Source organism: Escherichia sp. E.sYA108, from assembly GCF_011754335.1.
In the GTDB taxonomy this organism is placed as follows: Bacteria; Pseudomonadota; Gammaproteobacteria; order Enterobacterales; family Enterobacteriaceae; genus Escherichia; species Escherichia coli.
Genome location: NZ_JAAQVZ010000001.1, coordinates 2,590,375 through 2,603,067 on the forward strand (window position 1 = coordinate 2,590,375; position 12,693 = coordinate 2,603,067).

Annotated in this window: 12 protein-coding genes; 8 read left to right on the forward strand and 4 right to left on the reverse strand. The window is 50.5% G+C overall.

Going from position 1 to position 12,693, the window contains the following annotated elements; genetic code table 11:
- Positions 1-86: 86 nt before the first annotated feature.
- Complete coding sequence (gene osmC / locus HBM92_RS12220) at positions 87-518, reverse strand: peroxiredoxin OsmC (RefSeq protein ID WP_000152307.1); 432 nt, start codon at positions 516-518, stop codon at positions 87-89.
- Positions 519-862: 344 nt separating this feature from the next.
- Between osmC and bdm the strand changes: the two genes are divergently transcribed.
- From bdm to HBM92_RS12250, 6 genes are all read left to right on the forward strand, one after another.
- Positions 863-1,078, forward strand: a complete 216-nt coding sequence (bdm, locus tag HBM92_RS12225) for a biofilm-dependent modulation protein (RefSeq protein ID WP_000495766.1) — start codon at positions 863-865, stop codon at positions 1,076-1,078.
- A gap of 101 nt (positions 1,079-1,179) precedes the next feature.
- Positions 1,180-1,317, forward strand: coding sequence for a stationary-phase-induced ribosome-associated protein (gene sra / locus HBM92_RS12230; RefSeq protein WP_000841554.1), 138 nt, complete (start codon positions 1,180-1,182; stop codon positions 1,315-1,317).
- A 156-nt stretch (positions 1,318-1,473) separates the two neighbouring features.
- Entirely contained in the window at positions 1,474-3,171 is a 1,698-nt protein-coding gene (gene maeA / locus HBM92_RS12235) for a malate dehydrogenase (RefSeq protein ID WP_000433460.1), read from the forward strand.
- A gap of 133 nt (positions 3,172-3,304) precedes the next feature.
- Positions 3,305-4,315, forward strand: a complete 1,011-nt coding sequence (gene adhP / locus HBM92_RS12240; protein WP_000642412.1) for an alcohol dehydrogenase AdhP — start codon at positions 3,305-3,307, stop codon at positions 4,313-4,315.
- Positions 4,316-4,500: 185 nt separating this feature from the next.
- Positions 4,501-4,779 (forward strand): type II toxin-antitoxin system RelE/ParE family toxin, encoded by a 279-nt coding sequence (locus tag HBM92_RS12245; RefSeq protein WP_000605675.1) that lies wholly within the window; start codon positions 4,501-4,503, stop codon positions 4,777-4,779.
- Positions 4,779-5,063 (forward strand): HigA family addiction module antitoxin, encoded by a 285-nt coding sequence (locus HBM92_RS12250; RefSeq protein ID WP_000781370.1) that lies wholly within the window; start codon positions 4,779-4,781, stop codon positions 5,061-5,063. The genes HBM92_RS12245 and HBM92_RS12250 overlap by 1 nt, the downstream gene beginning before the upstream one ends.
- Before the next feature lie 228 nt (positions 5,064-5,291).
- Here HBM92_RS12250 and fdnI read toward each other — a convergent pair whose 3' ends face one another.
- Genes fdnI through fdnG form a run of 3 tightly spaced genes read right to left on the reverse strand, consistent with a single transcriptional unit; the run spans position 5,292 to position 9,882 of the window.
- Positions 5,292-5,945 (reverse strand): formate dehydrogenase-N subunit gamma, encoded by a 654-nt coding sequence (gene fdnI / locus HBM92_RS12255; protein ID WP_000045646.1) that lies wholly within the window; start codon positions 5,943-5,945, stop codon positions 5,292-5,294.
- Positions 5,938-6,822, reverse strand: coding sequence for a formate dehydrogenase N subunit beta (fdnH, locus tag HBM92_RS12260; RefSeq protein ID WP_001240584.1), 885 nt, complete (start codon positions 6,820-6,822; stop codon positions 5,938-5,940). Before fdnH ends, fdnI begins: the two co-directional genes overlap by 8 nt.
- Before the next feature lie 12 nt (positions 6,823-6,834).
- Positions 6,835-9,882, reverse strand: coding sequence for a formate dehydrogenase-N subunit alpha (gene fdnG, locus HBM92_RS12265; RefSeq protein WP_011076399.1), 3,048 nt, complete (start codon positions 9,880-9,882; stop codon positions 6,835-6,837).
- Between the two features lie 232 nt (positions 9,883-10,114).
- Between fdnG and yddG the strand changes: the two genes are divergently transcribed.
- Together yddG and narU are read left to right on the forward strand one after the other, a co-directional pair.
- Positions 10,115-10,996, forward strand: a complete 882-nt coding sequence (gene yddG, locus HBM92_RS12270; protein WP_000198218.1) for an aromatic amino acid efflux DMT transporter YddG — start codon at positions 10,115-10,117, stop codon at positions 10,994-10,996.
- 272 nt (positions 10,997-11,268) lie between these two features.
- Complete coding sequence (narU, locus tag HBM92_RS12275) at positions 11,269-12,657, forward strand: nitrate/nitrite transporter NarU (protein WP_001207887.1); 1,389 nt, start codon at positions 11,269-11,271, stop codon at positions 12,655-12,657.
- Positions 12,658-12,693: the final 36 nt, after the last annotated feature.

Genomic DNA, 12,693 nt, shown 5'->3' on the forward strand with positions numbered 1-12,693 from the left:
CCATGTCACAACAATCCCTTCTCAGCCTGATGTGATTGGCTGACGCCTCAGGCATTCACGCGCCTGAGGCGTCATCCGGCAACGCTTTACGATTTCAACTGGTAATCCAGCGTAATTTCCGCTTTCAGTACCTGAGAAACCGGGCATCCTGCTTTTGCTTTCTGGATAATGACGTCAAAGGTGGAGGCATCAATACCCGGCACCGCAACTTCGCTCTTCAGTGCGATTTTAGTAATCGCAAAACCGGCATCCACTTTATCCAGCGAGACATCGGCGGTGGTATCAATCGATGTTGGCGTGAATCCCGCTTCCCCCAGCATTAATGAAAGCGCCATTGAGAAACATGCGGCATGCGCTGCGCCAATCAGTTCTTCAGGGTTGGTTCCTTTTTCGCCTTCAAAACGCGTGTTAAATCCATACGGCTGTTGGTTCAGCACGCCGCTCTCAGTAGATACTGTTCCCTTCCCGCGTTTGATATCGCCTTCCCAGTGTGCCTGACCTTTCTTATGGATTGTCATTGTTGCTCTCCTGTGGGCTTAAAAAGGAAATTATAGACTACGTGAGAAACAGCACGAGGATAAGCAGGATAATCCGAATAAAATCCGGCGAAAATATAATTCCTGCACTTAAATTAAATTTCCACAATAGATAACCGGAAATATATAACTCAAGAGATATTGCATCAATATCAATCAACTCGTCACAATAATAATACCTATCAATATCATGGAGTTAAAATATAAAAATCATCAACCAGGACTAATCTTAACAACGAAGCGGCAAATATTTGCCATGCTGAATGTGCTTTATAAATCTGCGATCCGTAGCAGACACCATAAATACACAGACACGGAGAATCACTATGTTTACTTATTATCAGGCAGAAAATTCAACAGCAGAACCCGCTCTGGTTAATGCCATTGAGCAAGGCCTTCGGGCAGAGCACGGTGTTGTCACTGAAGATGACATTCTCATGGAGCTGACCAAATGGGTGGAAGCTTCTGATAACGACATCCTCAGTGATATCTACCAGCAAACGATCAATTATGTGGTCAGTGGTCAGCACCCTACGCTTTAAGGTGCTATGCTTGATCGGCAACCTAATTTAGGGGTTTAGCACGTGTTTCTTCGCTACGGCGATGTTGTCCTTAAAACTAGCAACAGGATTGAGGAGTTAAAATGAAATCGAACCGTCAGGCACGTCATATTCTTGGACTGGACCATAAAATTTCTAACCAGCGCAAAATAGTTACCGAAGGTGACAAATCCAGCGTGGTAAATAATCCCACCGGCAGAAAACGCCCCGCTGAAAAGTAATTCATAACCATCAGTCCTCAATGACGATTAAACACCATTGCCTGCGCAATGGTGTTTTTGTTTTTATCTGCTTTATACTTGGTACTTGACGCCCTGGCGGTAATGCAAAGACGATAAAAGCCCCCAGGGATGGATATTCAAAAAAGAGTGAGTGACATGGAACCAAAAACAAAAAAACAGCGTTCGCTTTATATCCCTTACGCTGGCCCTGTATTGCTGGAATTTCCGTTGTTGAATAAAGGCAGCGCCTTCAGCATGGAAGAACGCCGTAACTTCAACCTGCTGGGGTTACTGCCGGAAGTGGTCGAAACCATCGAAGAACAAGCGGAACGAGCATGGATCCAGTATCAGGGATTCAAAACCGAAATCGACAAACACATCTACCTGCGTAACATCCAGGACACTAACGAAACCCTCTTCTACCGTCTGGTAAACAATCATCTTGATGAGATGATGCCAGTCATTTACACCCCAACCGTCGGCGCAGCCTGTGAGCGTTTTTCTGAGATCTACCGCCGTTCACGCGGTGTGTTTATCTCTTACCAGAACCGCCACAATATGGACGATATTCTGCAAAACGTACCAAACCATAATATCAAAGTGATTGTGGTGACTGACGGCGAACGTATTCTGGGGCTTGGTGACCAGGGCATCGGCGGGATGGGCATTCCGATCGGTAAACTGTCGCTCTATACCGCCTGTGGCGGCATCAGTCCGGCCTATACCCTTCCGGTGGTGCTGGATGTCGGCACCAACAACCAACAGCTGCTTAACGATCCGCTGTATATGGGCTGGCGTAATCCGCGTATCACTGACGACGAATACTATGAATTTGTTGATGAATTTATCCAGGCTGTGAAACAACGCTGGCCGGACGTACTGTTGCAGTTTGAAGACTTCGCACAAAAAAATGCGATGCCGTTACTTAACCGCTATCGCAATGAAATTTGTTCTTTTAACGATGACATTCAGGGCACCGCGGCGGTAACAGTCGGCACACTGATCGCAGCCAGCCGCGCGGCAGGTGGTCAGTTAAGCGAGAAAAAAATCGTCTTCCTTGGCGCAGGTTCAGCGGGATGCGGCATTGCCGAAATGATCATCGCCCAGACCCAGCGCGAAGGATTAAGCGAGGAAGCGGCGCGGCAGAAAGTCTTTATGGTCGATCGCTTTGGCCTGCTGACCGACAAGATGCCGAACCTGCTGCCTTTCCAGACCAAACTGGTGCAGAAGCGCGAAAATCTCAGTGACTGGGATACCGACAGCGATGTGCTGTCACTGCTGGATGTGGTGCGTAATGTAAAACCAGATATTCTGATTGGCGTCTCAGGACAGACCGGGCTGTTTACGGAAGAGATCATCCGTGAGATGCATAAACACTGTCCGCGTCCGATCGTGATGCCGCTGTCTAACCCGACGTCACGCGTGGAAGCCACACCGCAGGACATTATCGCCTGGACTGAAGGTAACGCGCTGGTCGCCACTGGCAGTCCGTTTAATCCAGTGGTATGGAAAGATAAAATCTACCCTATAGCCCAGTGCAACAACGCCTTTATTTTCCCGGGCATCGGGCTGGGTGTTATTGCTTCCGGCGCGTCACGTATCACCGATGAGATGCTGATGTCGGCAAGTGAAATGCTTGCTCAGTATTCGCCGCTGGTCCTGAACGGCGAAGGTCTGGTACTGCCGGAACTGAAAGATATTCAGAAAGTCTCCCGCGCAATTGCCTTTGCGGTTGGCAAAATGGCGCAGCAGCAAGGCGTGGCGGTGAAAACGTCTGCCGAAGCTCTGCAACAGGCCATTGATGATAATTTCTGGCACGCCGAATACCGCGACTACCGCCGTACCTCCATCTAAGCCTGCGCCCGGTAGTGAAGGCTACCGGGCAATTTTCCTCTCCCTTTTTCAGATCTCATCCATACTGGGTAGTGGCGAATAAATCTCATTTGCCTCACCTGCTATGCAGAACATCATCCGAAAAGGAGGAACTATGAAGGCTGCAGTTGTTACGAAGGATCATCATGTTGACGTTACGGATAAAACACTGCGCTCACTGAAACATGGCGAAGCCCTGCTGAAAATGGAGTGTTGTGGTGTATGTCATACCGATCTTCATGTTAAGAATGGCGATTTTGGTGACAAAACCGGCGTGATTCTGGGACACGAAGGTATTGGTGTGGTGGCAGAAGTTGGCCCTGGTGTTACTTCATTAAAACCAGGCGATCGTGCCAGCGTGGCGTGGTTCTATGAAGGATGCGGTCATTGCGAATACTGTAACAGTGGTAACGAAACGCTCTGCCGTTCAGTAAAAAATGCCGGATACAGCGTTGATGGCGGGATGGCGGAAGAGTGCATCGTGGTCGCCGATTACGCGGTAAAAGTGCCAGATGGTCTGGACTCGGCGGCGGCCAGCAGCATTACCTGTGCGGGGGTCACTACCTACAAAGCCGTTAAGCTGTCAAAAATTCGTCCAGGACAGTGGATTGCTATCTACGGTCTTGGCGGTCTGGGTAACCTCGCCCTGCAATACGCGAAGAATGTCTTTAACGCCAAAGTGATCGCCATTGATGTCAATGATGAACAGTTAAAACTGGCAACCGAAATGGGTGCAGATTTAGCGATTAACTCACGCACCGAAGACGCCGCCAGAATTGTGCAGGAGAAAGCCGGTGGCGCTCACGCAGCGGTGGTGACAGCGGTAGCTAAAGCTGCGTTTAACTCGGCGGTGGATGCTGTCCGTGCAGGTGGTCGTGTCGTGGCTGTCGGTCTGCCGCCGGAGTCTATGAGCCTGGACATCCCACGGCTGGTGCTGGATGGTATTGAAGTGGTCGGTTCGCTGGTCGGCACGCGTCAGGATCTAACCGAAGCCTTCCAGTTTGCCGCCGAAGGCAAAGTGGTGCCGAAAGTCGCCCTGCGTCCGTTAGCGGACATCAACACCATCTTTACCGAGATGGAAGAAGGCAAAATCCGTGGCCGTATGGTGATTGATTTCCGTCGCTAAGAGGTCTTTGCTGCGACTGCCATGTTCGGGTCGCAGCCTGTTTTGCGAGACGCTTTCCGCAATTTCACTCTTCTTCTTTTCCTCCCCCATCTTTCCCCTCACAATTCGCGAAAACGTAGCGAAATTTGTTGCGCTGCACGGAACAATAGTGATAGTGTTCCTTTCGAGGGAACAAGGATGAAGAGATGATAATGAATTTCAGACACAAGGGATTGCGTGACTTGTTTCTTCTCGGCAAAACCTCCGGCGTTATACCGACGCAAGTCAAACGATTACGCCACCGACTCGCTGTGATTGATGCAGCATGCTGTCTTGCTGATATCGATATGCCCGGTTACCGACTACATCCGTTAAGCGGCGATCGCGATGGAATTTGGGCGATATCTGTCTCGGGTAACTGGCGAATCACATTTGAATTCGTCAATGGCGATGCATACATACTGGATTACGAGGACTATCACTGATGAAAATGGCCAATCATCCCCGCCCGGGGGACATTATTCAGGAATCACTGGACGAACTTAATGTCAGCCTGCGCGAGTTTGCCAGAGCAATGGAAATTGCGCCCTCTACGGCAAGTCGATTGCTGACCGGAAAAGCAGCTTTGACGCCAGAAATGGCAATAAAACTGTCTGTGGTGATCGGCAGTTCGCCGCAAATGTGGCTGAATCTGCAAAATGCCTGGAGTCTGGCAGAGGCAGAAAAAACAGTGGATGTGTCGCGACTGCGCCGTCTGGTTACGCAATAAAAAAATGGCACCTTATAAAGCGCCATTTGAAACTGATGACAAACGCAACATTGCCCGATGCGCTACGCCTATCAGGCCTACACGTTCGCTGCAATCTCCTGGATTTGAACGGTTTGTAGGCCGGATAAGGCGTTCACGCCGCATCCGGCATGAACAAAGTGCACGTTGTCTACAATAAAAAAATGGCGCCTTTTACAGCGCCATTTTCAGCTTAAAGCTCAAAAGAGATTATATCCCTTCTTCACTCTCTTTTTTCGCTTCTGCCTTCTCGATTTCACGATACCAGCGCGGATGGTGTTTCTTCGCCCAGCGACGGCTCACCTTCCCTTCGATCATCCCTTTAATCGATCCTTTTACCCAGAATGCCATATACATATGGATCAGGATGGCGTGGATCAGGATGATACCCGCAGCCGCATGGATCAGCAGGCTATAACGGACAACCTGTATCGGGAAGTACTGCGCAAAGTACGGACGCCAGATAATCACTCCGGTCACCAGCAGCACGAAAATCATGCTCATGATTGACCAGAACATCATCTTTTGCCCGGCGTTGTACTTACCGACATCCGCCACTTTGTGCTCATTGCCTTTTAATACTTCGACAATGTTCAACAGCCACGGAATATCTTTCTTATCCGGGATGTTGTGATGCACAAAACGCACAAACATAAACATCAGCGCGACGAAAATCGCAATGCCGAAGAACGGGTGCAAAATGCGCCCCATCTGCGGCGTACCGAAGGTTTGCGTCAGCCATTGCAGCGTCGGGAAGAAGAACGAAATCCCGGACAGCGCCACCAGGAAGAAGCAAATCACCACGGTCCAGTGACAGGCGCGATCAATAAATTTGGTGCGCACAATCATTTTCGACTTACTCATGATTTCCCTCCTCGTCATCGTCCACTTCCTTATTCGGGCCAATACCGATGTAGTGGAAAATCAACCCGGCAAAAGTGGCAATAAAGCCAGCCGCTGCCAGCGGTTTCAACGCGCCTTTCCACAGGCTTACCGAGGTATCGATCTTCGGATCTTTCGGCAGACCATGATACAGCTCCGGCTGATCGGCATGATGCAGCACGTACATAACGTGCGTACCACCGACCCCTTCCGGGTTGTAGACGCCAGCATGTTCGTAACCACGCGCTTTCAGTTTCGCTACGCGCTGTTCCGCCAGCTCCAGCATCTCCTTCTTGGTGCCGAAGTGGATAGCCCCGGTCGGACAGGTTTTCACACAAGCCGGTTCCTGGCCGACGCTGACGCGATCGACGCAGAGGGTGCATTTATATACCCGGTTATCCTCTTTGTTGAGGCGCGGAATATTAAACGGACAACCGGCAATGCAGTAACCACAGCCGATGCAATTTTCCGACTGGAAATCGACAATCCCGTTAGCGTACTGAATGATTGCACCAGCAGACGGGCACGCCTTCAGGCAGCCCGGATCTTCACAGTGCATACAGCCGTCTTTACGGATCAGCCACTCCAGCTTGCCGTTCTGTTCGGTTTCGCTAAAGCGCATCACCGTCCAGGACTTGGCGCTCAGATCGGCGGGGTTATCGTAAACCCCGACGCAGTGCCCCACTTCATCACGGATGTCGTTCCACTCCGAACACGCCACCTGACAGGCTTTACAGCCGATACAGGTGGAAACGTCGATAAGTTTCGCTACTTCTGCTTTGTAATCACGCACCTGAGAAGGCGGCGTGATGGAGTTAGTTGCGGACCTTTTGATAATGTCCTGCGTTTCCATAGCCATCTGTTCGCCCCCTTACGCCTTCTCGATGTTGACTAAGAACGCTTTATATTCCGGCGTTTGCGAGTTTGCATCACCGACATTCGGCGTCAGAGTGTTAGCGATATAACCTTTACGCGCGACACCCTCAAAGCCCCAGTGGATTGGAATACCCACCGTTTCAACCTGCTGACCGTTTACATTCAGCGGTTTCAGACGGCGCGTTACCACCGCCACCGCGCGGATAAAGCCACGCTTGCTTGAGACAGTGACACGATCGCCATTATTAATGCCTTTCGCCGCCGCCAGCGTTTCGCTGATTTCCACAAACTGTTCCGGCTGAGCAATTGCGTTGAGCAATGCGTGCTTGGTCCAGGTGTGGAAGTGCTCCGTCAGACGATAGGTCGTACCCACATACGGGAACTGCTCTTTTTTACCCATCCGCAGTGCGTCTTGTTCATACAGACGAACAACCGGGTTAGACACCACGTTCGGATGCAACGGGTTAGTGCCCAGCGGCGTTTCAATTGGCTCGTAGTGTTCCGGGAACGGACCTTCCGCCATTTTGTTGATGGCAAACAGGCGTCCCATCCCTTCCGGCTGCATGATAAACGGTCCGGTTGGTGTACCTGGCGCGGCATTGCCGAAGTCCGGAATATCGTTACCCGTCCACTTGCTGCCGTTCCACTGGATCAGCATCCGTTTCGGATCCCACGGTTTACCGTTGATATCCGCCGAAGCACGGTTGTAGAGTACGCGACGGTTGAGCGGCCACGCCCAGGCCCATCCCAGCGTATTCCCCAGACCAGATGGGTCGGAGTTATCGCGGTTAGCCATCTGGTTGCCCTGCTCTGTCCAGCTACCGGTGTAGATCCAGCAAGACGATGCGGTTGTACCGTCATCACGCAGATGCGCAAAGCTACTCAGCAACTGACCTTTCTTCGCAATCAGCACGCCATTGGCATCATAGAGATCTTCCAGCGCGTAGCCGTTGTTCTCTTTAGCTACTTCGTCAGATTGCGGTTCGTGCGGCTGCTTGTAGTTCCAGCTCATCTTTATCAGCGGTTCTACGCCTTTACCACCCTCGGCCTGGTACAGCTCGCGCAGATGATGGTAGATACCCGCCAGAATTTCGCCGTCGTTACGTGCTTCGCCCGGCGCGTCCTGACCTTTCCAGTGCCACTGCAACCAGCGACCGGAGTTAGCGATAGAACCATCTTCTTCAGCAAAGCAGGTCGAAGGCAGACGGAATACTTCAGTCTGAATAGATGCCGGATCGACATCGTTCGACTCGCCGTGGTTCTGCCAGAAGGTAGAGGTTTCAGTCACCAGCGGATCGATAACCACCATGTACTTCAGCTTGCTCAGGCAGCTCACCACTTTGTTTTTGTCCGGGAAGGACGCAACCGGGTTAAAGCCCTGGCAGAAATAACCGGTGACTTTACCTTCATCCATCATGTTGAAATACTTGATGACGTCGTAGGTCTGGTCCCACTTCGGCAGCCAGTCGTAGCCCCAGTTGTTCTCTTTCTGCGCGGCATCGCCGTAGAAAGATTTCATCAGGCTAACGAAAAACTTCGGATAGTTGCTCCAGTAGTTCACCTGATCAGCCAGCGTCGCTTTCGGCGTGTTCGCTTCCAGATACGACTGCAAATCAACCTGTTTTTCTGACGGCAGCGTCAGATAACCTGGCAGGCTGGTAGAGAGCAGGCCTAAGTCAGTCAGGCCCTGAATGTTGGAGTGACCACGCAATGCGTTCACGCCGCCACCGGCCATACCCATGTTACCGAGCAGCAACTGGATCATCGCCATCGTACGGATGTTCTGCGCACCCACGGTGTGCTGCGTCCAGCCCAGCGCGTACAGGAAGGTGGTTGTGCGATCCGGTGCGCTGGTGGAGGCCAGCACTTCACACACTTTCAGGAAGTCGGCTTTTGGCGTACCGCAAATGTTTTCTACTACGTCCGGCGTGTAGCGGGAAACGTGCGCTTTCAGCAGATTCCATACACAGCGCGGATGAGTCAGCGTGTCATCGCGTTTCGCATAGCCGTTTTCATCGAACTGATAGTTCCAGGACGACTTATCGTATTGACGTTTTTCAGCGTCGTAGCCGCTGAACAGACCGTCTTCGAAAGCAAAATCATCACGCACCAACAGGCTGGCGTTGGTGTAATGCTTAACGTATTCGGCGTTGATTTTGTTGTTTTCGATCAGGTAGCGCAAAACGCCAGACAGGAACGTAATGTCCGTACCGGAACGAATAGGTGCGTAAATATCCGCCACAGAAGCGGTACGCGTAAAACGGGGATCGACAACGATCAAGGTTGCATCGTTGTTGTTTTTCGCTTCCATCGCCCAGCGGAAACCGACGGGATGCGCTTCAGCAGCGTTACCGCCCATCACCATTACGACGTTAGCGTTTTTGATATCCACCCAGTGGTTGGTCATCGCACCGCGACCAAATGTTGGAGCAAGACTTGCTACCGTTGGTCCGTGTCAGACGCGCGCCTGGTTGTCTACCGCCAGCATCCCGAGGGAGCGGGCAAATTTTTGAGTCAGCATCCCGGTTTCGTTGCTGGCACCGGAAGCACACAGCATACCGGTAGAAAGCCAACGGTTTACCGTTACGCCCTGCTCGTTCTTTTCAATAAAGTTAGCGTCACGGTCGGCTTTCATCAGCTTCGCAATACGGGAGAATGCTTCTTCCCAGCTAATGCGCTGCCATTTGTCAGAACCTGGCGCACGATATTCCGGGTAGCGCAGACGGTTTTCGCTGTTGACGTAATCCAGCAAACCGGCCCCTTTCGGGCACAGCGCACCACGGCTTACCGGATGATCCGGGTCACCTTCAATGTGATAAATCGCTTCTCTGGCGTTTTTCGCGCCATCACCCAGGCTATACATCAATAGCCCGCAACCTACGGAACAGTATGTGCAGGTGTTACGGATCTCTTTCGCGCGTAATAATTTGTAGTTTCGCGCCTGAGCCAGTGCTTGCTTCGGGGCAAAGCCCAATGCTGCTACTGTTGTTCCCGCCATACCGCCCGCGCAGATTTTAAAAAATTGTCTGCGACTGACGTCCATTGCTTTCCTCTTTTTTCAGGGGTATTACTGCGCGAGGAAACTAACAGTAAAATTCTGAATCTTTTTGCGCGAAATCAAAAAGAACACGTGTTTGCCACAAAATAATCCGCCTGCGCAAATTGACCTACCTCAATAGCGGTAGAAAAACGCACCACTGCCTGACAGGCCAGTTAAAAAAAATGCTATAAAATTCAGCTTAATTTTTAACGGCAAGAGAGACAAAACAGCGAGCATGACACGACAAAAAGCAACGCTCATAGGGCTAATAGCGATCGTCCTGTGGAGCACGATGGTAGGATTGATTCGCGGTGTCAGTGAGGGACTCGGCCCGGTCGGCGGCGCAGCTGCTATCTATTCATTAAGCGGGCTGCTGTTAATCTTCACGGTTGGATTTCCGCGTATTCGGCAGATCCCGAAAGGCTATTTACTCGCCGGGAGTCTGTTATTCGTCAGCTATGAAATCTGTCTGGCGCTTTCCTTAGGGTATGCGGCGACCCGTCATCAGGCGATTGAAGTGGGGATGGTGAACTATCTATGGCCCAGCCTGACAATTCTCTTTGCCATTCTGTTTAATGGTCAGAAAACCAACTGGCTGATTGTACCAGGATTATTATTAGCCCTGGTCGGCGTCTGCTGGGTGTTAGGCGGTGACAATGGGTTACATTATGATCAAATTATTAATAATATCACCACCAGCCCATTGAGTTATTTCCTGGCGTTCATTGGGGCGTTTATCTGGGCAGCCTACTGCACAGTAACGAATAAATACGCACGTGGATTTAACGGAATTACCGTTTTTGTCCTGCTAACGGGAGCAAGTCTGTGGGTTTACTATTTTCTTACGCCACAACCAGAAATGGTATTTAGCACGCCCGTCATGATTAAACTCATCTCTGCGGCATTTACCTTAGGATTTGCTTATGCTGCATGGAATGTCGGTATATTACATGGCAACGTCACCATAATGGCGGTAGGTTCGTATTTTACGCCCGTCCTTTCCTCAGCACTTGCAGCCGTGTTACTCAGCGCCCCGCTGTCGTTCTCGTTCTGGCAAGGCGCGCTAATGGTCTGCGGCGGTTCCCTGCTCTGCTGGCTGGCGACACGTCGTGGCTAAAATAATTGTCGGGTCTACGGCCCGGCAGTTAATCAGATAAATTCTGACAATATTAAAAAATAAATTTCAAATACCAGAAAGCCATTTTAGTTACATTTAGTAACACATATCTGTCTGTTTAATCCACATTCTGCCCCCGCAGTTACGCTTTCTTATCTATTCTTCTAATCAGCACTTCACCTGATTCATCCTTAATTCTAATAACTGGCTATTGCGCCTTACCTCCTGTTTTGTCTTTTTTTCATTACCAATGTGTGCATGTGAGGAACAATATGGCACTGCAAAATGAGAAAAATAGTCGTTATCTTTTACGCGACTGGAAACCAGAAAATCCGGCCTTCTGGGAAAATAAAGGAAAGCATATTGCACGAAGAAACCTCTGGATATCAGTCAGTTGCCTACTTTTTGCCTTCTGTGTCTGGATGCTATTTAGCGCAGTTACTGTTAATCTCAATAAAATCGGTTTTAATTTCACTACCGATCAACTCTTTTTATTAACCGCATTACCCTCCGTTTCTGGCGCATTATTGCGTGTTCCCTACTCCTTTATGGTGCCTATATTCGGTGGACGCCGATGGACGGTTTTTAGTACTGCAATCCTGATTATTCCTTGCGTCTGGCTCGGAATTGCCGTGCAGAATCCGAATACTCCTTTTGGGATATTTATCGTTATCGCTTTGCTATGCGGTTTTGCAGGTGCGAACTTTGCTTCGAGCATGGGCAATATCAGTTTCTTCTTTCCAAAAGCCAAACAAGGGAGCGCTCTTGGGATTAATGGCGGATTAGGAAACTTAGGTGTAAGTGTGATGCAGCTGGTTGCACCGCTGGTCATTTTTGTCCCCGTATTTGCCTTTCTCGGCGTCAATGGCGTACCGCAGGCCGACGGTTCGGTGATGTCGCTGGCGAATGCCGCATGGATTTGGGTACCATTACTGGCGATTGCCACGATCGCCGCCTGGTCAGGGATGAATGATATCGCCAGTTCACGCGCCTCAATTGCCGACCAGCTCCCTGTCTTACAACGCCTGCATCTCTGGCTGCTGAGCCTGCTTTATCTTGCCACCTTCGGTTCGTTTATCGGTTTTTCTGCGGGTTTTGCCATGCTGGCAAAAACCCAGTTCCCGGATGTGAATATTCTGCGCCTGGCGTTCTTTGGCCCATTTATCGGTGCCATCGCGCGATCGGTTGGTGGTGCTATTTCCGATAAATTCGGCGGCGTGCGGGTAACGTTGATCAACTTCATTTTTATGGCGATTTTCAGCGCCCTGCTGTTCCTTACCTTACCGGGCACAGGCTCCGGTAATTTCATCGCATTTTACGCCGTATTTATGGGGCTGTTTCTGACCGCGGGTCTGGGAAGTGGTTCTACTTTCCAGATGATCGCCGTCATCTTTCGCCAGATAACAATTTATCGGGTGAAGATGAAAGGCGGTAGTGATGAGCAAGCTCAAAGAGAAGCCGTCACCGAAACGGCAGCCGCTCTGGGCTTTATCTCAGCCATTGGCGCAGTGGGCGGCTTTTTTATTCCGCAGGCGTTTGGCATGTCGCTCAATATGACCGGCTCTCCGGTGGGCGCGATGAAAGTGTTTTTAATCTTCTACATCGTTTGTGTGCTACTGACCTGGCTGATTTATGGTCGGCGGAAGTTCAGCCAAAAATAAGAGATCGATGCCTGACACGTCTTATCAGGCTACAAC